This is a genomic window from Anaerostipes butyraticus, assembly GCF_016586355.1.
Lineage (GTDB): Bacteria > Bacillota > Clostridia > Lachnospirales > Lachnospiraceae > Anaerostipes > Anaerostipes butyraticus.
This window is the reverse complement of sequence record NZ_BLYI01000070.1, coordinates 59,508-81,217: the sequence shown is the minus strand read 5'-3', so window position 1 is coordinate 81,217 and position 21,710 is coordinate 59,508. Positions and strand designations below refer to the sequence as shown.

General features: G+C 44.1%; 17 protein-coding genes and 1 pseudogene. 10 read left to right on the top strand and 8 right to left on the bottom strand.

Going from position 1 to position 21,710, the window contains the following annotated elements:
* Positions 1-8: 8 nt before the first annotated feature.
* From JMF81_RS15435 to JMF81_RS15425, 3 genes are all read right to left on the bottom strand, one after another.
* Positions 9-386 carry a DUF3783 domain-containing protein gene (locus JMF81_RS15435; RefSeq protein WP_201312317.1) on the bottom strand — a complete coding sequence of 126 codons (378 nt, stop codon included), beginning with the start codon at positions 384-386 and terminating at the stop codon, positions 9-11.
* Positions 387-470: 84 nt separating this feature from the next.
* Positions 471-1,262 (bottom strand): EAL domain-containing protein, encoded by a 792-nt coding sequence (locus JMF81_RS15430; protein ID WP_201312316.1) that lies wholly within the window; start codon positions 1,260-1,262, stop codon positions 471-473.
* Between the two features lie 21 nt (positions 1,263-1,283).
* Positions 1,284-3,683 (bottom strand): endonuclease MutS2, encoded by a 2,400-nt coding sequence (locus JMF81_RS15425; protein WP_201312315.1) that lies wholly within the window; start codon positions 3,681-3,683, stop codon positions 1,284-1,286.
* A 236-nt stretch (positions 3,684-3,919) separates the two neighbouring features.
* On the opposite strand from JMF81_RS15425, the gene ppk1 reads away from it, so the two are divergent.
* The gene (gene ppk1 / locus JMF81_RS15420; protein WP_201312314.1) at positions 3,920-5,977 is read left to right on the top strand and encodes a polyphosphate kinase 1; all 2,058 of its coding nucleotides are present in this window, start codon (positions 3,920-3,922) and stop codon (positions 5,975-5,977) included.
* Positions 5,978-6,060: 83 nt separating this feature from the next.
* On the opposite strand, the gene JMF81_RS16460 is transcribed toward ppk1, so the two are convergent.
* Positions 6,061-6,258 carry a hypothetical protein gene (locus tag JMF81_RS16460; protein ID WP_243282711.1) on the bottom strand — a complete coding sequence of 66 codons (198 nt, stop codon included), beginning with the start codon at positions 6,256-6,258 and terminating at the stop codon, positions 6,061-6,063.
* 157 nt (positions 6,259-6,415) lie between these two features.
* On the bottom strand, positions 6,416-6,910 hold the full coding sequence (locus JMF81_RS16455) for a PD-(D/E)XK nuclease family transposase (RefSeq protein WP_243282710.1): 495 nt from the start codon (positions 6,908-6,910) through the stop codon (positions 6,416-6,418).
* Between the two features lie 285 nt (positions 6,911-7,195).
* Between JMF81_RS16455 and JMF81_RS15410 the strand changes: the two genes are divergently transcribed.
* The 9 genes and pseudogenes from JMF81_RS15410 (at position 7,196) to JMF81_RS15375 (ending at position 18,420) form a co-directional block, all read left to right on the top strand.
* Positions 7,196-8,137 (top strand): CRISPR-associated endonuclease Cas3'', encoded by a 942-nt coding sequence (locus JMF81_RS15410; RefSeq protein ID WP_201312313.1) that lies wholly within the window; start codon positions 7,196-7,198, stop codon positions 8,135-8,137.
* Between the two features lie 8 nt (positions 8,138-8,145).
* Complete coding sequence (rlmD, locus tag JMF81_RS15405; RefSeq protein ID WP_201312312.1) at positions 8,146-9,525, top strand: 23S rRNA (uracil(1939)-C(5))-methyltransferase RlmD; 1,380 nt, start codon at positions 8,146-8,148, stop codon at positions 9,523-9,525.
* 41 nt (positions 9,526-9,566) lie between these two features.
* On the top strand, positions 9,567-11,387 hold the full coding sequence (locus tag JMF81_RS15400) for a DUF262 domain-containing protein (RefSeq protein WP_201312311.1): 1,821 nt from the start codon (positions 9,567-9,569) through the stop codon (positions 11,385-11,387).
* A 142-nt stretch (positions 11,388-11,529) separates the two neighbouring features.
* On the top strand, positions 11,530-12,318 hold the full coding sequence (locus JMF81_RS15395; RefSeq protein WP_201312310.1) for a helix-turn-helix domain-containing protein: 789 nt from the start codon (positions 11,530-11,532) through the stop codon (positions 12,316-12,318).
* Between the two features lie 55 nt (positions 12,319-12,373).
* Complete coding sequence (locus JMF81_RS15390) at positions 12,374-14,851, top strand: excinuclease ABC subunit UvrA (protein ID WP_201312348.1); 2,478 nt, start codon at positions 12,374-12,376, stop codon at positions 14,849-14,851.
* Positions 14,852-14,912: 61 nt separating this feature from the next.
* Positions 14,913-15,578 (top strand): annotated as a pseudogene (locus JMF81_RS16955) (DUF5714 domain-containing protein); the annotation flags it as partial.
* On the top strand, positions 15,567-15,986 hold the full coding sequence (locus JMF81_RS16950) for an arsenate reductase ArsC (protein ID WP_243282713.1): 420 nt from the start codon (positions 15,567-15,569) through the stop codon (positions 15,984-15,986). The pseudogene JMF81_RS16955 and the gene JMF81_RS16950, both read left to right, overlap by 12 nt.
* A 206-nt stretch (positions 15,987-16,192) precedes the next feature.
* Complete coding sequence (locus JMF81_RS15380; RefSeq protein ID WP_201312309.1) at positions 16,193-16,411, top strand: cation transporter; 219 nt, start codon at positions 16,193-16,195, stop codon at positions 16,409-16,411.
* A gap of 122 nt (positions 16,412-16,533) precedes the next feature.
* Positions 16,534-18,420 (top strand): heavy metal translocating P-type ATPase, encoded by a 1,887-nt coding sequence (locus JMF81_RS15375; protein ID WP_201312308.1) that lies wholly within the window; start codon positions 16,534-16,536, stop codon positions 18,418-18,420.
* A gap of 50 nt (positions 18,421-18,470) precedes the next feature.
* Here the strand turns inward: JMF81_RS15375 and JMF81_RS15370 are convergent, their stop codons facing one another.
* From JMF81_RS15370 to JMF81_RS15360, 3 genes are all read right to left on the bottom strand, one after another.
* A complete protein-coding gene (locus JMF81_RS15370; RefSeq protein WP_201312307.1) occupies positions 18,471-19,151 on the bottom strand; it encodes an HAD family hydrolase in 681 nt (226 codons plus the stop codon).
* A gap of 70 nt (positions 19,152-19,221) precedes the next feature.
* Entirely contained in the window at positions 19,222-20,724 is a 1,503-nt protein-coding gene (locus JMF81_RS15365) for a PEP/pyruvate-binding domain-containing protein (RefSeq protein WP_201312306.1), read from the bottom strand.
* A complete protein-coding gene (locus JMF81_RS15360; protein WP_201312305.1) occupies positions 20,721-21,575 on the bottom strand; it encodes a hypothetical protein in 855 nt (284 codons plus the stop codon). The genes JMF81_RS15365 and JMF81_RS15360 overlap by 4 nt, the downstream gene beginning before the upstream one ends.
* Positions 21,576-21,710: the final 135 nt, after the last annotated feature.

The window sequence follows — 21,710 nt, the reverse complement described above, 5'->3', positions numbered from 1 at the left end:
GGGTTTTGCTATTTCGTCATTTTTTCATGTTCTTTTTTCAGGTCTCCGTATAATTTATAAGAAGTCCATTCCTGATTGTGAGGTGTGACGACCGCCTTCAGGGGAATTCCCTGGATTCTGCGTTTATGGAATCCGTGGATGACCTGATCAATATCATAGCTGGTGAATCCGGCCATGACCATCATCTCATCTTCAAAGAAACAAGCATCGGCAGGAGCGTCTGACGCCTCGTATCCATCCAGCCCCAGAAGATATCCGATGGGATGGGCAAATTCTTCCGGAGAAATAGTTTTGATGCGGATTTTTAACGGCATTAAAACCCGGCGGATGTCCATGGCTCTTTTTCTATTTTTGATATTATATAATAAAATCTGTTTTTTCATCATATCTGCCTCCTGTATATCTGAAAAATCATTATAACATAAATAAAAAATTCCCGGAACTTCTAAGCCATAGAAATTCCGGGAATTCTATTTTTTGCAAATGATATATTTGTTATGAAATTCTTCTGCAGGGATGGGTTTCCCATAGAAATATCCCTGACCATAAATGCTTCCCAGATCCCGGGCCAGTTCTGCCTGCTCCTTTGTTTCAATTCCTTCTGTGACTGTGGGGATCTGGAGCCGGGCAGCCATCTGGAGTGTGTGTTCCATAATGATACGGGCACGGGTATTGGATGGTTCTGCCGCGTTCAGAAGAAATCCCCGGTCCAGTTTGAGCTCATCAATCCGAAGGTTTCCGAGAACTGTAAGTGAAGAGTAACCAGTGCCAAAATCATCCATGGAAGTCAGAATTCCCAAAGTCCGGATTTGTGAGAGGAGGGAATTAAGCTCTGTTTCATTTTTTAAAGCGATTCCTTCTGTAATTTCGAGAATCAGGAAACCATCTGGAATCTGCCAGGTTTTTATCAGCTCCTGAAGCCGGGAAACATAATCCGGCTTCAGAAAGGTCTGCCTGGACTGATTGACTGAAACCGGAACTGGTGGGAGATGGTTTTTGATCCAGAAGTGAATCAGGCGGCAGGCCTGTTTCAGCATATAATGATCGAGAGAGAGAATGAAACCGTTTTGTTCAAATAAAGGGATAAAGTCATTAGGAAAGAAGGTCCGGCCATCGCTGGAAATCCAGCGGACCAGAGCTTCTGCTCCGGTTACTGTACCGTTTTTCAGGTGCACCTTAGGCTGGAGAAAAAGTTTGAATTCTTCTTCCCGCAGCGCCTGGTGCATCTGGTTTTCTGTTATATTACATGGATGTCGCTTCATGATGTCTCCTTACTGATAATATTATAAAGTTACAACGGTAACGCCGAGATCGCCTTCTCCATATTCGCCGTCCCGGTAGCCGGAAATGCGTTTCTGCTTTTTCAGAGTTTTGAAGTAATTATGAAGGCCTTTTCGAAGGGCTCCGGTTCCTTTTCCGTGGACAACCGTGATCTGCGCCAGATTTGCAAGACAGGCGTCATCAATGTACTTGTCCAGTTCAGCAATTGCTTCGTCAACGGTCATTCCCATCACATTGATTTCCGGTTTGATGGTGGCGGATTTGTTCATGGCGGTGCGGGCGCGTCCTCTGTTTTCGTTCCGCTGGTTTTCACGTTTCACTTCTTTTGCGGTTTTTGTGATTTCAAGATCCCGGATGTTGACCAGAGACCGCATCATGCCCATCTGGACATAGAGATCGCCTTTGGCGTTCGGGAGAGTCTGCACTGTACCATTTAAAGATAAACTGGATACGTACACTTCATCCCCTACGTGAAAATCGCCTGCGTCATGCCGTTTGCCGGAACGCTTCTTCTTCCTGGACGTCATTTGATTTTCCAGCTTGTTCATCCGGCCGCGGAGATCGCTTCGCATATGTTCCATCTTTTTGTTGGTATCTTTATTTGTCTGCTTTTTCAGCTGATTATATTCACGGATGGTCTGATCTGCCACATCTTTTGCTTCCTGCAGAATCCGCTGTGCTTCTTCACGGGCATTTCGAAGAGTTTTTTCCCGCTTTTCTTTTATATTGTCCTGACGGGCCTTAAGACTTCTGCGCAGGGATTCAATTTCTTTTCGATAGGCAAGGATTTCTTCCTGTTCCTGTTCAATAGTCTGTTTGCTTTTTTCGAGATCAGCGAGGATTGTTTCAAAATCTTTTACAGATTCATCAATCTGTCCGGAAGCACCTTCAATGATATGTTCATCCAGTCCCAGTTTTCTGGAAATAGCAAAGGCATTGCTCTTACCCGGAATTCCGATCATCAGCCGGTAAGTTGGAGACAGAGTTTCAACATCGAACTCGCAGGATGCATTCTCAATATCGTCTGTAGAGAGGGCAAACATTTTAAGCTCGCTGTAATGAGTCGTTGCCATTGTCTTAATCCCCCGGTCATGGAGATCTGTCAAAATCGAAATTGCCAGAGCGGCTCCTTCGATCGGATCCGTTCCTCCGCACAGCTCATCCAGAAGTACAAGGGAATCTTTATATGCCTGCTGAATGATGGAGACAATATTTGTCATATGAGAAGAAAAAGTACTGAGATTCTGCTCGATGCTCTGTTCATCTCCGATATCGGCAAAGACTTCCCGGAAAATACCAAGAGAAGAACCCTGGAAAGCCGGAATATGAAGACCGGCCTGTCCCATCAGTGTCAGAAGGCCAACGGTCTTTAAGGAAACGGTTTTTCCGCCGGTATTTGGTCCGGTGATGATCAGCATGGAAAAATCCTGTCCCAGTGACACATTGATCGGAACGACTTTCTTTTGGTCCAGCAGAGGGTGACGCCCCTGCTTGATATTGATCACGCCGTCTTCCCGGAAGATCGGACGGGAAGCATCCAGATCTTTGGCATATTTGGCCTTGGCGAAAATGAAGTCCAGCTGAACCAGAAGATCCTGGTTTCGTGCAAGATCATCCGCTGCATAAGAGGCTTCTTCGCTTAAGAGGGAGAGAATTTTCTCAATTTCCGCCTGTTCCCGTCCCTCCAGTTCTTTCAGTTCATTGTTTAAAGTGACCACGGACATTGGCTCGATAAACAAAGTATTGCCGGAAGCAGACTGATCATGGATCATTCCCGGGAAAGAATTGCGGTAGGCCTGTTTCACCGGGATACAGTACCGGCCGTTTCGCATGGTAACAATGGCATCCTGCAGTTTATCCTGATTGGAGGATGCACTGACAACAGCTGTCAGCTGATTGTGGATTTTCTGATTGGCCTGTTTCATAGAGCGGCGGATGCTTTTCAGAGCAGAAGACGCGTCATCGCTGATCTCTTCTTCCGAGATAATGCAGCGTCTGATTTCCCGAAGCAGGTCATTTAAAGGAACCAGAGCCTCAAAAATCTCATCGAGAGAATCTGCTTCCATATCATCGTCCTCACTGGAGTTGTACGCAGCCGCGTTTTTTACGGTTTCCAGCAGTTTTGCAATATTTAAGAGTTCCCCGGCACCGAGACTTCCTTTCATGTTCAGCCGTGCAATGGAAGGTTTCAGATCGGTAATTCCGGAGAAAGAAATACTGCCTCTGCGGTAAATCCGGGTCAGTGCGTCCTGGGTATGATCCTGGGCATTTAGGATATCAGTTTCCTTTGTCATCGGAGTTAGTTTCCGGCATAAATCCCTGCCCATTTCAGTAGAGGCATATCCGGTCAGTATCTTTATGATTTTATCAAATTCCAGTGTCTGAAAAACTTTTTGGTTCATAATTGATGTTCCCTTTTCATAATATTGAAATAAAAAATGTTACATATTATAATATAAAAGTAATGATTTATTAAAAGTGTAACATACATTATTTTGGGTGTAAATGCAAGGGGGAACGGAAGGTCTTCAAAATACCAAATAGATTTACAGGAAGTTAACATAATGATTACCAGAATTTAACATAATCATCGTATGATGTAGGGGTAAAACGCAAAAAGACTGAAAGGTGAAAATGGATGAAACAAAAGATTTATATGAATAGGGAATTATCCTGGTTGAAATTTAATGAGAGAGTTCTGGCAGAGGCTCAGAATCCTCAGGTCCCTTTGTGTGAGAGGCTGTCATTTGCGTCAATTTATCAGAGCAACCTGGATGAATTCTTTATGGTCCGTGTGGGGACACTGGTAGATCAGCTGCTGATCGACCGTGAAATAAGGGAAAATAAGACGAAGATGACATCGCAGGAACAGCTGGACGCCATCATTCCGGAAGTAAAGAGACTGAACCGAAAGAAAGATACTATTTATGAAGATCTGATGGAAAAGCTGGAGCATTATGGGATGAAGCTGGTTAACTTTCAGAAGATCTCAAAAAAAGAAAGTGAATATTTAAGAAAATATTTTAAGGCAGAGATTGCGCCGCTGATTTCTCCGACAATTATTGCCAAGAGACAGCCATTCCCTTTTCTGAAAAATAAGGAAATCTATGCAGTGGCCGTACTGGAAACGAAAAACGGAAAGGAACGACTGGCGATCATTCCATGCGGAAGCGGAGTTTTTCCGCGCCTGATCAAGATTCCTGGAAAAGACGCATATATGCTGTCTGAAGAGATCATTCTTCACTATGTGCCGAGAGTATTTAAAGGCTATCATGTAAAATCCAAGTGTCTGATCCGTGTTACAAGAAATGCAGATATTGATGCAGATGCTTTGTATGATGAAGATCTGGACTACAGAGATTTCATGGAGGATCTGATCAAGAAGAGAAGAAAACTGGCGCCGATCCGTCTGGAATATACAAGGGAAATGGACGGCGAAAGTATTGAAACAATCTGCGGATATCTCCATCTGAGCACAGATTATGTATTCCACAGCCGTTCTCCTCTTGACCTGTCCTTTGTGGACGGAATCAGAGACTGTTTAAGAGGAGAATCAGAGTTATTTTATGAAAGAAGGGTGCCTCAGAAATCTCCGCAGTTTAAAGATCACAAATCCATTATCAAGCAGATCGAAAAGAAAGATAAGCTTCTGTCTTATCCATATGAGAGCATGAGACCATTTTTGAATCTGCTCCGTGAAGCGGCTGAAGATGAGGATGTAGTTTCCATTAAGATGACTCTTTACCGTGTGGCAAAACAGAGCCAGATTGCGGCAGCATTGATCGAAGCAGCAGACAACGGAAAAGAAGTCACGATTTTGATGGAGTTAAAAGCTCGTTTTGATGAGGAAAATAATATCCGCTGGTCCCGCCGTCTGGAAGATGCCGGATGCCGTGTGATCTATGGCCTGGACGGATATAAAGTACATTCCAAACTTTGCCTGATCACAAGAAAGACCAAAGGCGGAATCCGCTGCATTACGCAGATCGGAACCGGAAACTATAATGAAAAAACCAGCCGTCTGTATACGGATCTGTCTCTGATGACGGCAGATGAAGGGATTGCGGAAGATGCAGCCAATGTTTTCCAGGCACTGTCCATGGGTGAGACGGTCCAGGAATCTGAACATCTGCTGGTGGCTCCAAACTGTCTGCAGAACCGGATTCTTGATATGATTGATGAAGAGATCAATTACGCAAAAGCCGGCGAAGAGGCGTATATTGGCCTTAAGATGAATTCTCTGACGGATAAGAAGATCATGGAAAAACTGATCGAAGCATCCTGTGCAGGCGTGAAGATTGACATGATCGTTCGCGGTATCTGCTGTCTGATTCCTGGAGTCAAAGGAAAAACAGAGAATATTACTGTTCGAAGCATTGTCGGAAGATTTCTGGAACATTCCCGCATCTATATTTTCGGTGCGAAGGGAAGAGAAAAAGTCTATATTGCGTCCGCAGACTTTATGACAAGAAATACTCTCCGCCGTGTAGAAGTAGCGGCTCCGGTTTATGACCCGGATCTGAAACTGCAGATCATTGAAATGTTCATTACGATGCTCAGTGATAACCAGAAAGCAAAAGAAGAAGATTCTGAAGGAAATTATAAACGTCCGGAAAATCAGGATACACCTTTAAATTCTCAGGAATTCTTCTATCAGCAGGCGTATGATCAGGCAATGGAACGCAAAAATTTATAATATGAAAATATAATAATCTCCGGAGTACACTTCCTGTAAAAAGAAGCGGCACTCCGGAGATGTTTTGTTTAAAAGAAAACAGACTAACCTGATGTTTCCATTTCCCGGATCAGTTCCTTTACTCTGGAAGCGTCAATTTCCAGCGTATCTGCGATCTGATCCATGGTCAGTCCTTTTTCCAGTTTCTTTTGAATGAGTTCTGATAATAGTTGTTTCCGGCCCTCTTCCCGCGCTTCCTGACGGTCGAGGACTTGTTCTTCCCATGCCTGCATATATTTCACACTCACTTCCGCATTATTTTGAATTTCACGCACTCTTTCTGACATTTTCTGTAAGTTTTTATTATGATAGGTGGTATCATGATCATTTGTATGTTCAATTAAATGAAGCAGCTCAAGCAGATCATCGCTGATATCTTCAGGATTTTTCCATGGGTATTTATAAAAATTCTTGCTGCCCCATCCTGCAGATGAAGCTCTGGTACTTCCTCACACTGCATCTGAAATGTGTACAGATAGCGGCCTGACCGAACAGGTCAAAAGGAGTGATTATAATGATAAAAATATCGTTCAGCTCATTAAAATCAACTACACCGGGTTTTAAGAGTTTACTGTCAATCATCCCCTGATAATAGCGGCTTCGCTTTGGAAGGTTCTGCGTATTTTTCTGCTGTACTTCAGCATTGTATACAGTATCTTCTTCATCCATTGCCCAGACATCCAGTTTGATAAAACGGTGAATGGGAGAAGTGCGGGTTTCCCGCTCAGTTTCAGGCAGATATTTTAACAAAATCTCTTTCCCGAGAATGATTTCTAATAATACCCGGAGATTTTCCGGCTGTTCCATTACTTCGTTAAACAGAAAACGGTTTAGAAGCGTTAGTTCAGTTAAAGGTTTTGGCTGTCTGGCTGCTTTGTCATTGGTTGTATTCATAATGATGTCTCCTTTTATTATAGAAAAAGAAAAGAAATGTGTAAAGAGAAGAGAAATAAAATGTATAGAAATTTAACAAAATAAATGGAAATAACTGGAAATAAATATAGTATAGCATAAATAAATCTATAGGTAAAACGGCAAAAGAGTAAAAAACAAACAGCGCTTGTTCTTTTTTAGGATAAGAGGCGTTTTATATGGATTTTAGAGAAAATCTGTGGCATAATGAAATGTAAAAGTGCCCGAAAGAGCATGGAGTGATTTTATAATTAGAAAGGCAATGTTATGAGGTATATTAGTGAGTTAAGAGAAGGCGATCAGGTTTCTGAGGTGTATTTGTGCAAGACCAAATCTCCGGGGACATCAAAGTATGGGAAGTCTTATTATTCTCTTACCCTTCAGGATAAAACGGGAGTCATTGACGGAAAGGTATGGGAGCTGACCAATGCCATCGGTCATTTCGAGGCAATGGATTATATCCATGTAAGAGGACAGGTGACCAGTTATCAGGGATCCAATCAGCTGAACATCCACCGGATCCGCAAGGCGCAGGAAGGGGAATACAGCATGACCGATTATATGCCAAGTACGAAAAAAGATATTGACGGCATGTATGATGAGCTGGTTCAGATGATTCAGAGAACAAAAGAACCGCATTTAAGGAAACTGGCAGAAATGATTTTTATAGAAGATCAGGATTTCGCCAGAGAATTCAAAGTTCATTCTGCAGCTAAGAGCGTGCATCACGGTTACATTGGAGGACTTCTGGAACACAGCCTGTCTGTGGCGAAAATCTGTGAAAGCTATGCGGCTTTGTATCCGCAGATCAACCGGGATCTGCTGGTTATGAGCGCGCTGTGGCATGACATGGGAAAAGTAGAAGAATTATCAGGATTTCCTGAAAATGATTACACGGATGAAGGACAGCTGGTGGGACATATCGTGATGGGAGCGATTAAATTAGACCGCCTGATGCGTCAGATCCCGGGATTTCCGCCGAAACTGGCAAACGAAGTGAAACACTGTATTCTGGCACATCATGGGGAACTGGAATTCGGTTCTCCGAAAAAACCGGCGCTGCTGGAAGCCATTGCACTGAGCCAGGCAGATAATCTGGACGCCAGAATGGAAACATTTGCAGAAATCATTGAAAAACAGAAAGAAGACCAGGAATGGTCCGGATTCCAGAGACTTCTGGATACAAGAATCCGAAAAACATCAATTTAGAGGTGAATATGGAATTTAAGAAAAATCAGATGGTTGAACTGTATATTGATGACATAGGAAATGAAGGAGAGGGCATCGGCCATGTGGACGGCTATGCCCTCTTTTTAAAGGACGCTGTAGTGGGAGACAGAGTCCGGGCAAAGATCATGAAAGCCAAGAAAAAATACGGCTATGCCCGGGTGGAAGAAGTGCTGGAGCCGTCCAGAGACCGTGTGAAACCGGTTTGTCCTGTGGCAAGACCGTGCGGAGGCTGCACCCTGCAGCACTTATCTTATGAAAAACAGCTGGAATATAAGTTCCGCAAGGTAAAAAACTGCCTGGAGCGGATTGGCGGCCTGGAAAATATTGAGGAAAAAATGGAACCGGTCTATGGCATGGATGAACCGTACCATTACAGAAACAAGGCCCAGTTTCCTGTGGGGACAGACAAAGAAGGCAATCTGGTAACCGGATTTTATGCGGGCAAATCGCATCAGATCATTCCGTGTACCGACTGTGCCATTCAGCATCCGGTGAATCAGAAAATCCTGGAAAAAGTACTGCATTATATGAGGAAAAACCATATTTCCGCGTATGATGAAAAGACCGGGAAGGGACTGGTGCGCCATATCGTGACGAGAGTCGGATTTACCACTGGAGAAGTGATGGTCTGTCTTGTGCTTAACGGAAACAGGAAAAAGCTGAAAAATGCGGAACAGCTTGTTGATTCTCTGCGGGAAATCGAAGGAATGACCAGCATCTGTGTGAATGTCAACCGGGAGCGGACCAACAAGATTCTGGGAAGTCAGATTGAAGAAGTGTATGGACCGCCGTATATTTATGATTACATTGGGAATGTAAAATATCAGATCGGACCTCTGTCTTTTTTCCAGGTGAATCCGAGACAGACGAGGATTCTCTATGAAAAGGCATTGGAGTATGCGCAGCTGGAAGGAGAGGAAACCGTATGGGATCTGTACTGCGGCATTGGAACTATTTCTTTGTTCCTGGCTCAGAAAGCAAAACAGGTCTACGGCGTGGAAATCGTGCCGGAAGCTATTGACGATGCAAGACTGAACGCCAGAATGAACGGATTTGACAATGCACAGTTCTTCGTGGGAAAAGCAGAGGAAGTACTGCCGGGAGAATATGAAAAGAACGGTGTGTATGCGGATGTTATCGTTGTGGATCCGCCGCGAAAAGGATGCGATGGGAAACTGCTGGATACCATGGTAAAAATGGCGCCGAAACGAATTGTCTATGTAAGCTGTGATCCGGCTACACTGGCGAGAGACGTGAAAATACTGGGAGAGCAGGGATATCAGGTGGACAAAGTCAGTGTCGTAGACCAGTTCGGACACAGCGGGCATGTAGAGACAGTGTGCCTTTTATCAAGAAAAGATAAGTAAATCAACCGTTTCAATAAAACAAAGGCAGAAAGGATGGACTTATGAAGAAGATTGAGGGTTCACCGAAGAATTTAAGACAGCTGCTTCAAAATACGAAATATTCAATTCATTATTACCAGCGGGAATATATGTGGCAGCGGAAACATATCGAAGAACTGATCGATGATCTGACTTCAGAATTTCTGGACTATTATAAACCTGGGGATACAAGACCGGCAGTTGCTGATTATGGGACCTATTTCATGGGATCGATTATATTAGCCGGCAGAGAAAATGCGATTATTGACGGTCAGCAGAGATTATCATCTTTAACTTTGCTTCTGATGTACCTGAATAACAGATTAAAGGCAGCCGGGCAGAGTTACAATATGATCGAAACTATGATTTTTTCTGAATCCTTTGGCACGAAGTCATTTAATATCAATGTCGATGACCGCCAGGAATGTATGGAAGCTATTTTTAATAATGTGGATTTTGACGTTACCGGAGCAGGCGAATCGGTATGTAATCTTTATGGAAGATATCAGGATATTCAGGAGGTTTTTCCTGAGGATATATCGGATGATCTTTTACTGCATTTCTGTGACTGGCTGGCGGAAAAAGTATTTTTTATTGAAATTGTAGCAACGACAGAACAAGACGCTCACAAAATCTTTGTTACCATGAATGACCGGGGACTTAGCCTGACTTCCACGGAAATGTTAAAAGGCTACCTGCTTTCGGAAATTAAATCTGATTCTGTGAGAGAAAAAATGAACAATCTCTGGAAAGACAAGATTCTCTTGCTAAAGCGGGATGACGATAAGGGCGATGAAGTTTTTATAAAGGTATGGCTGAGGGCGCATTATGCGGAAACCATCCGTGAAAACAGGGCAAAAGCGAAGAATAAAGATTTTGATATTATTAGCGGTTCATTTCATAAATGGGTGAGAGATGAACGTGAAAAACTTGGACTGAACAGTTCAGATGATTATGAACTGTTTATAAAGAAGTTTGCCAAATTTGCTGATGTATACGAATTGATCCGCAAAGCTGAAGCAGTATTTTCAGAGGAAACAAAGTATGTTTACTATAATGCCCGGGTTAACTTTACATTACAGCCTCAGCTGCTGCTGGCTCCGATATGCTACGAAGATCCATGGCCGGTGATTACAGAGAAGATCAATCTGACAGCAAGGTTTATTGATCTTTTGATTATCTCAAGAGTTATAAATTACAGATCTGTAAATTACAGCACTATTAAGAATTTTGTATTCAATGTGACAAAGGATATTCGTATGACGGATATTCCTGCATTAAAAAGTAAATTGCAGCAGCAGTATATCAATCTTGCATTCGTGTCTGAAACAGCACTTTATAACTGGGGACTTAACAGCTTTACAAAAAAATATATAAAACATTTTCTGGCGCGAGTTACCGGCTATATTGAGGAACAGACAGGGGTTGCATCCAATTACTGCAATTATATGAATACGCAGACGAAGAATCCATTCGAGATAGAGCATATCATTGCCGATCATTATGAGTGGTTTACCAGTGAATATTCGGATCAGGATGATTTCAGACGATGGAGAAATAGTGTGGGAGCATTGTTGCTGCTTCATAAGAGCATCAATGCCAGTCTGAATGACGCAGGATATGAGTATAAGTTGAAAAAGTATTGTTCCAATGAAGGAAATATTTATACGGAATCACTTGGAGATTCAGCATATCAGAATCATCCGCAGTTTAAAAAATTCATTGCGGATCACAATCTGGGATTCAGGGCATATGCTAAATTTGGCAAGACGGAAATAACAGAAAGAACAGCAGTGCTGGTAGAATTGACAAAACTCATATGGAACGATGAGATGTTTCGGTAAGAAGAAGTAAGGATTACAGAAAAATTCAATTTGTTTTTAAGAACCGCTTGCGGTTCCAGGTTGACACTTGTTGTCAACCTTTTTTATTGTTGATATATCAAGAGAGCGCTCTCCTGAACAGAAATGAATATGGAGGTAAGTAATGAACGGATTAAAGATAATAAGAATTCAATGCAATTATTCAGTTGGTGAACTGGCAGCAGAAATAGGTGTATCGCGCCAGATGATAAGTGCCTGGGAAAACGGAAAGAAAAGCATACCTGAGAGTAGGAAAATGCAATTAGCCGAGTATTTTGGAGTTGAGCCGGAGTTAATTGGAGAAATCAATGAACAGAAAAAGAGAGACATTGTGAACCGAACGATTTATCGGTGGCGGAATGATAAAACAGAACATTTCAGATTTAAACCGCAGAAAGAAGATGCTGAAGAACCCGTAATATGGCTTGAAAAAAAGGAAAGAAAGAATACGATATCAGAAGAATTACATAAGAAAAAGAAAGAACAGAAGGTTCTGCTGGAAAGAATGAAAAGTCAGGCGGATCAAATAAAAGGAAATGATATAAACAGCAGGATAGCCTCCCTGAACCGGTGGAATGATTATTATAAATTGTGCGCAGATAATTTTGAACAAATAATGCAGAAAGAGCTGCATCTGAAAATGTATTATTTTTATAAAATATTAGAAATGCAGATTGTTTTGGGAGAAGTACTTGGAACTGCTGATACAATGTATAAAAAAATAGAAGAAGCTTCCATAGATGACTCTGTATACAGCATCGAAAGGAAATTTATCAAAGAGTGTGCGCAGTATGTGAAAGAACATATGAAGCCTGCGATGGAAGAACTAGAAGAAGCAAATAAAGAATTTGTACGCCAAAAAGAAGAAGCGGATTTTTTTGAGAATAGTAAAAGCGGACCAAAAGGATTATAATCAATAGTAAGAAAAGTACGAGATTCAGTTACAAGAAGAAAGGACGTAGATGACAATGCATGATCATATCCAAATCCGCGGCGCACGGGTTCATAACCTGAAAAATATTGATGTGGATGTGCCGTTGAATCAGATCGTAGGGATTGCCGGAGTTTCCGGTTCGGGAAAATCATCTCTGGCGCTGGGCGTTCTGTATGCCGAGGGCTCAAGGCGCTATCTGGAAGCACTGTCTACTTATACCCGACGCCGAATGACCCAGGCGGCAAAAGCTCAGGTGGATGAAGTGCTGTATGTGCCGGCGGCATTGGCGCTGCATCAGCGTCCCGGCGTGCCGGGAATCCGAAGTACTTTTGGTACGGGAACTGAGCTGTTAAACAGTCTCAGACTAATGTATTCCCGCCTGGCCAGCCACCGCTGTCCAAAGGGTCATTATGTACCGCCTTCTCTGGCGGCTGCCGCAGAGAAACCTCTTGTCTGTCCGGAGTGCGGCACGGAATTTTATGCGCCTTCTGCGGAGGAACTGGCTTTTAACAGCCAGGGAGCCTGCAAGACCTGCGGCGGCACCGGCATTGTGCGTACCGTTGACCGGTCTGTTCTGGTCCCGGATGAAAGTCTGACGATTGATGAAGGAGCGGTGGCGCCATGGAGATCGCTGATGTGGGATCTGATGACGGATGTATGCCGTGAAATGGGAGTGCGTACAGATGTGCCGTTTCGGGATCTGACGGATAAAGAAAAAGAAATCGTGTTTGATGGTCCGGCAGAGAAGAAGCACATTCTTTACCGTGCGAAAAAAACGGATGCCGTCTCAGAACTGGATTTTACTTACTACAGTGCGGTTCGGACAGTTGAAAATGCCCTTTCCAAGGTGAAGGATGAAAAGGGAATGAAGCGTGTGGAAAAGTTCCTGAAAGAAGACATCTGTCCGGACTGCGGAGGAAGCCGCCTGAGCGCGGACGCCAGGGCACCGAAGCTTGGAGGAATATCTCTGGATGAGGCGTGTAAAATGACACTGGAAGATCTGACCGGCTGGGTATCAGGTGTGCCCGAAAGTCTGCCGGAAGAAATGCGGTCGATGGCAGAGAGCATCTGTGAGTCTTTTCAGACCGTGGCAAAGCGGCTGATGGATCTTGGACTTGGATATCTGACTCTTGATCGTGCGGCATCCACGCTTTCAACGGGAGAACGTCAGAGAATGCAGCTGGCACGTGCAGTAAGAAATCGTACCACCGGAGTTCTGTATGTGCTGGACGAGCCGTCCATCGGGCTGCATCCATCCAATATCATTGGTCTGACAGGAGTCATGCATGACCTGATCGATGATGGAAACTCAGTGGTGCTGGTGGACCATGATACGCAGATTTTATCAGAAGCTGACTGGATCATTGAAATGGGGCCGGACGCAGGATCTGACGGAGGACGTGTGATTGCTCAGGGAACGGTAGATGATTTGACGAAAAATGCAGATTCCAAAATCGGTCCATTTCTGGCAGATCATCCAAGAGCCAGCCTGCGGGAGCAGACTCCGATGGAGGCGATGTTTGACGAAGGGAAAATCCATCTTTCTACAGGAACCATCCATACAGTGAAGCCGCTGGAAGCAGAGATACCGAAAGGAAGAATGACTGTGATAACCGGGGTGTCCGGATCCGGGAAAACAACATTGATTCTGGAAAGCCTGATTCCGGGGCTGGAGGCTCAGATCCAGGGGGAAAAACTGCCGGAACATGTGCACGCTGTGGATACTGCGGGAATTTCACAGGTGAAGCTGATTGATGCAACGCCGATTGGCATTAATGTTCGTTCAACGGTGGCAACCTATGCTAATGTGCATGCGGAGCTTCGGAAGATTTTTGCACGTACACCGGAAGCGAAAGAGCATGGATATAAAGCAGGAGATTTTTCTTATAACAAAGGATGTCTGCGATGTCCGGTCTGCGATGGTACAGGAGTTATCAGTCTGGATGTGCAGTTTTTGCCGGATGTGGATATTCCTTGTCCGGAATGCAGAGGCTCCCGCTATGGAAAAGATGCGGGAAAGATTCATTATCAGAATAAAGAGGGTCAGAAGTATTCGCTCCCGGATTTAATGGCGATGGACATTCACACTGCACTGGAAGCGTGCAAAGATCTGAAATTAGTGCACCGCCGTCTGCAGGTACTGGAAGATCTGGGACTGGGGTATCTTACATTAGGAGAAGAAACGCCGAACCTGTCCGGCGGTGAGGCTCAGCGTCTGAAACTGGCCAGTGAAATGGGAAAAGCCCAGTCAGACTCTGTGTTCGTTTTTGATGAGCCGACTATCGGCCTGCATCCGCTGGATGTGGAAACTCTGCTGGGAGTTTTCCAGACATTAATCCGTCATGGGGCAACGGTCATTGTGATCGAACATGATCTGGATGTGATACGAAATGCGGATTATGTCATTGATATGGGACCGGGCGGAGGCGAAGCCGGCGGGCGCATTGTGGCGTCAGGAACGCCGCAGATGATAAAAGAAACGCCGGAAAGCATCACCGGAAGATTCCTATAGCAATGAAAATAAAGTTTTAGAAAAGAATGATATATAAAATGAAGGAGAGTAAGGAAAATTTATGAAAGAAGAGTGTCTGATCTGTAAAGCGCCTCTGGAATATCTGAATGAAGATATTGAGATGGAGTGCGAATTATGCCATAAAAAAGAAAAGAGCAAAACCCGGTGTGTCAACGGACATTACGTCTGCAATGAATGTCATATGCAGGGAATTGACAGTCTTGTAGGTCTGTGTCTGAAGGAAACATCCAAAGATCCGGCAGAGATTCTGAATCAAATGATGGATCTGCCGTTCTGCCATATGCACGGACCGGAGCATCATGTGATGGTGGGAATGGCTCTGCTGACTGCTTATAAAAACGCAGGAGGAGAGATTGATCTTGAAAAAGCATTGATCGAGATGAACAGCAGAGGAAAATCAGTGCCAGGCGGAGCCTGCGGATTCTGGGGCGCCTGCGGAGCGGGAATCAGCGCCGGAATGTTTATTTCCATTGTGACTGGCTCTACGCCTCTTGGAACAGATAATTTTGCCCTGTCTCACAAGATGACATCCGCGGCTCTGGGAGCCATTGGAGAGGTTGGGGGACCGCGCTGCTGCAAGAGGGATTCTTATCTTTCCATTCAGAAAGCTGTGGAGTTTGTGAAAGAAAATTTAAATGTAGATATGGGGCAGTCAGAGATTATCTGTTCCCACAGTGGACAGAACAATCAGTGTATTGGAAAACGATGTCCGTTTTTTAACCGGGCGAAAAAGAAGATAGCCTTTCTCTGTGTTCATAATTCCTGCAGGAGCCAGATTGCGGAAGCTCTTGGGAAAAAATATCTGGCAGACACTGCTGACTGTTATTCTGCCGGGACTCAGACAAAACCGCAGATCAACCAGGATGCAGTAAGACTGATGAAGCAGGAGTATGGGATTGATATGGAACAAGAACAGTATCCCAAACTGCTGGATGAGATACCGGAGGCGGATCTTTATGTAACCATGGGATGCAATGTGGCGTGCCCGAATGTTCCGGGGAAGAAAACTGTGGACTGGGGTCTGGAAGATCCTACCGGACAGGATGATCAGGTATTTATGGACACAATCCGGGAGATAGAGAAAAAAATCATAGAACTGAAAGAAAAATTATAACAGAATATCTGATATCAGAACAGAAAGAGCGGATGCGGTCATAAAATGATCCGCATTCCGGATTAGCTGTCAGGTGGAAATCTTAGCAAAATTAAAAAAATTTTGTAAAACAAGTTGACTTTTAAGAAAAGAGAGAGTAGATTATAAGTATCAATTAAACAATTGCTTAATTATTGAAATGAATCAACAGAAAGGAAGAGAAGAAAATGAAAAAAAGTTATAAGATCGATGTAGACTGCGCAAACTGTGCAAATAAGATGGAAGAAGCTGCTCAGAAGACAGCCGGGGTGAAAAACGCTTCTGTAAATTTCATGATGCTGAAAATGAATGTGGAATTTGAAGATGGATATAATCCAAAAGAAGTGATGCAGGAAGTACGAAAGAACTGCAAAAAAGTAGAAGATGACTGTGAAATTTATCTTTGAGAAAGAAATGGAAAGAAGAAAAGAGCCCCGGTGACAGCATAAAAAAGAGAAGGGGTTTTTATTTTGAACAACGATTAAATAAATAAGCAAATATTTAATTGAAAGAAAAAGGCGGTGACAATATGAATAAAAAACAAAGAAAAATGCTGTTTCGTATTATAATTGCAGCGGTCTTTCTCGTCCTGTTGAATTTCATTCCGGTTACAGGAACGGCAGTATTTCTGCTGTATTTGATTCCGTATCTGGTGGTCGGATATGACATCTTATGGAAGGCGCTGAAAGGAATCAAAAACCATCAGGTATTTGATGAAAATTTTCTGATGGCCGTGGCAACCATAGGAGCCATTGCGCTGGCATTGTATGAAAAAAGCAGTGATTATACGGAAGCCATTGCGGTTATGCTGTTTTATCAGATCGGAGAGTGGTTCCAGAGCTATGCAGTGGGAAAAAGCCGCAGAAATATCAGTGAATTGATGGATATCCGTCCGGATTATGCCAACATTGAGAAAGATGGAAGACTGGAAAAAACAGATCCGGATGAAGTGGAGACCGGCAGTGTGATCGTAGTGCAGCCAGGAGAGAAAGTGCCGATTGATGGAATCGTAGAGGAAGGGGAATCCAGCCTGAATACAAGCGCGCTGACGGGAGAAAGTCTTCCGAGAGATGTGGAAAAGGGGGATGAGATCATCAGCGGATGCATCAACATGACGGGAGTCCTGAAAATCCGGACCACAAAGGAATTTGGGGAATCTACGGTATCTAAGATTCTGGATCTTGTGGAAAATGCCAGCTCCCGCAAATCGAAATCAGAAGATTTTATTTCAAGATTTGCCCGTATTTATACGCCGGCAGTCTGTTGCGCAGCGCTGGCGCTGGCATTTCTGCCGCCGCTGGTGCGGATGCTGGGAATGGGGATGGCAGCAGAGTGGGGGACCTGGATTTACAGGGCATTAACATTCCTGGTTATCAGCTGTCCATGCGCTCTGGTGATCAGTATTCCATTGAGCTTTTTCGCAGGAATCGGAGGAGCCGGCAATGCCGGAGTTTTGGTGAAAGGATCCAATTATCTGGAAACTCTTTCTCAGACGAAAATTATGGTGTTTGATAAAACAGGCACACTGACGCAGGGAGTTTTTGAAGTCAATGGAATCCATCACAGTGAAATGGAGAATGAGAAGCTGATTGAATATGCGGCTCTTGCGGAGAGCGCTTCTTCCCATCCTATCAGTAAGAGTCTGCAGCGGGCTTATGGAAAAGAAATTGACCGAAGCCGTGTCAGTGATATCCGTGAGATCAGCGGAAATGGTATAATTGCGAAGGTTGACGGGCGTGAAATTGCTATAGGCAATGATAAACTGATGAAACATATGGGAATTTCATTTATTAACTGTCATTCCGTGGGAACCATTCTTCATATGGCGGTGGATCATAAATATGCCGGTCACATTGTAATCTCTGATGTGGTAAAGCCCCATTCAAAAGAAGCAGTTCAGGAATTAAAGAAAGCGGGAATCAGGAAAACAGTGATGCTTACCGGAGATGCAAAAAAAGTGGCAGAGCAGGTGGCAGAAGATCTTGGTTTGGATGGAGTATACAGTGAACTCCTTCCGGCAGATAAAGTGGAGAAAGTAGAAGAACTGATGAAGAACAAGCCGGAAAAAGAGAAACTGGCCTTTGTGGGAGACGGAATGAATGACGCGCCGGTTCTGCGCCGTGCGGATATCGGAATTGCCATGGGAGCCATGGGATCCGATGCGGCCATTGAAGCGGCAGATGTTGTACTGATGGATGATGATCCAATGCAGATTTCCAAAGCCATTAAAATTTCACGGAAATGTCTTAGAATTGTCTATCAGAATATTGTGTTTGCTATTGGAATCAAAGTGATTTGTCTCGTTCTGGGGGCTGTCGGAATTGCCAGTATGTGGCTGGCAATTTTTGCGGATGTAGGTGTTATGATCCTTGCGGTTCTGAATGCCATTCGGGCTCTTTTTGTAAAAAAACTATGACAGGATCAACAATAGATCGTGCATTCATTTGCGGATGCACGATCTATCTGTCAGAAAAGCCAGGGAAGCAGTTCAGCCTGCCTCATTAGATTTTCTGTGTCCTGATAGTCGGAAATATAACAATCTGCATGGTTATAGCGTTCGGAATGTTTCATGGAAAGTACCTGGATGATTTTTCCCGCACCAGCGCGTTTAGCAGATTCAATTCCTGAAAAGGCGTCTTCGAAGACAACGCATTGGTGAATGTCCGTATGAAGTTTTTCGGCGGCTTTCAGATACAGATCGGGTTCAGGTTTTCCGGGGATGGTTCCATCGTTATATACAATATTGCGGATATCGAACCAGTGATCCAGGTTTAAATGCTCGAAGAAGAACTTCACGTTGTTCCAGCCGGATGCTGTTGCGATTGTCATAGGGATTTTGTGTTCTTTTAATAGATCCAGAAAATCCGTAAGGCCGTCAGCAAGTTTGAAGTCTTTGCTTTTCAGGCAGAGATTCCGGTATATGGCTTCTTTTTCTTCTTCAAATGCATCCATGAGATCACGGGAAACCGGATGTCCCAGAAAATATTCCAGGGAATCAGCCGAGTTCCTCCCGTGAATGCAGTGCTGAAATTCTTCATGAGAAATATCATGACCGGTTTTTTGGCGGATGTAATTTTTCCAGGATATTTCCTGAAAATCCTCGTCAAAAAACATAGTGCCGTTAAAATCAAAAATAACTCCTAACATCTGGTGAGACCTCCTTTTTATAAAAATTATAACGGATGGAGAGGATTTATCCTATCAGAAACTTGTTATTTTATGTCAGGTTTTCCGGAGCGTATCCGCACAAAGTTTTGGCGGACAGAGCATCGTTCCAGTAATATAATCTCGGAGTCTCGCATACACGGAACATCGGGAAAAGATCCTTCATGTCCGGACATATTTTTGGGAAAATATTTTCCAGATCTTCCAGGAAATCTTCATTATAGCAGAGAGTCCGGTGGTCATTCCAAATGGCATTATAGGAAATATTGGCTTCTACAAGATCCTGGAACATGTGACTTCCGCAGCTTAGTTCCGGCATGTAGCCGGCCCGGTTGTCAGATACTTCACAGATGCAGCAGAAGCCGGAGATATTGGCAAAACTTACCGGGACGCCCGGTTCCGGAGAAGAAGTGCCCAGTCTGCCCGGAGCCATCAGAAGCAGATTGGCATGCCTGCCCTGATAATAACGGTTAATCCGTCCGACAGCTTCTGCGGCTTTCGGTTTGGACGTATAAGGGTAATTATAGTACTGCACCGGATCAATCTGAACGACAGCAGTAATTGGTTTTTTCGCAGAACTTCCCATGGAAGAATCTTTCAGATGGAAAAATGTCTGTTCCTGCGGAAGTTCAGGAATGGAAATTCTTTTTCCTTCTTCTCCGGTGTACAAAGGACGGCACTGCACCAGATTTAGAACAAAATCCCCATTTTCATCTAAATTTACAGTATATTCAATATCCACAGGATTCTGATAAGCCTCTTCCAGGGTTTTTAGAATTCTCTGGATAAAATTTGTAAAGATTTCATTTTCCAGCAGTTTCTGGCAGGTGACGAACCACACTTCGCGCCATCTTCCCATCCGCTTCAGAGAATTTTCAGCTTCATAGTCCCGTTCCATGACGGCTTTTTTGAACCAGAGAGGAAGCTGATCCAGGATGCTGTCAACCGGAATGGTGCGCAGAGTATTGTTTTCAATATCCAGAACATCCATGTTTCGCTGGGAGAATCGGTGCCGTTCTGCCAGGCTTCCATACATGGAAACAGATGGACGGTCCAGATTAACAAGCCGCGGATAATCATTTTCTGTGCGGTCTACGGCGCGGGTTCCAAGTCCGGTTACGATACGGAGAAGTCCGGCAGAAGGATCCATATTTTTATCCAGTTTATAGAAACTGCGGCTGTAGCCAACGCCTGCCGCTGACGGGAAGAAATAGCTGCCGTGATAAGAACCGGAAACTCTCTGCGCCAGAACCGCCATCTGTTCATCATGGTGATCCAGTCCCTGAATCTTGCGGTATTCCAGGGCGGAAATATCCATAGTGCTGGCGTAGACCGTGCGGACGGCATCTTCAAAAGCATGCAGCCGTTCATCCGGCGTTCCCTGATTGACACAGAAAACAGATTCATATTTGCCGGCGAAAGCATTTCCAAAACCATCTTCCAGAAAACTGGAGGAACGGACGATCACCGGGCTCTGACCATAATATTCCAGAAGAGTGCGGAATTGTTCCTGTATGTTGGAAGGAAATTCCCCGGAAAGGAGAGCTTCCTTCAAAGCCTCCCCCGCTTGAAATATCCTTCGTCTGTGCGCTGGGAGATACGGGTTTCCCAGCAGTTATTGGAAACGATATAAGTATAGAATACGTCGGAGCCGATGTAATAAGAATCATGAGGTTCATGATACTGCATATATTCAGGAATGTGTGAATGAATGATTTTCCGGGCAAGGAGCATGCCGCAGGCCTTGCCCCCGATTGCGCCGCTTCCGATCATGCGGTCCCGCAGTTTAAAATAGTCCCTGGGTTTGAAATACTGTTTTACCATTTTCTGAAGATGAGGGTCTTTGGTCATAGTGCTTTCAAGGATCTGCTGTTCCGTTTCCTCACTGAAATTACCGTGCTGATATTCCAGTTTCGCCAGGGAAAAGAAGCGGTCATAGCTGTCATAGTTCTGATCCTGAAGCGTATCATTTTCTTTTTCCAGAAGCTGATAATATCTGCTCATGGCCACACCGCCGGTGATGGGCTGGAATTCCTTATTCTGCCGGCCGCAGGTATGTACCATAAACATTTTGGAGGAGTAGCGGTTCCACACCTTCAAAGGGTGGAGATAAACCTGGTCGCCGCTGTAAACGTCCAGAAAGAGCTGGGTAGTGTCCCGGATTTTGGCGATGGCGTCCAGGGAATGACGGCCGCGGATAACAGGAAAATAGGCCGCGGTATTTAATTTGAACAAATAAGGGCATGTAACGCGGAAGAAATTTCCCATCATAAGATCTGTATACCAGACAGATTGGAGAGAGGACAGGCTGTCAAATATATAAAATGCGTCCCGGCCTTCTTCTGTGATCCTGTTGTAAATGTCAACAGTTAAAGGCTTCGAATCCTTTGTCTGGATCAAATTCAAAGATTTTTCGGCATGTCCGGAATTCTGGCTGTATTTTGGATCAGACTCTGGGCGGCACGAGGCAGGGTGGCAGTCTGATGACAGAGGGATTATAATAAAGATTACAGTATTTTATACTGGTTTGCAGCCATGCAT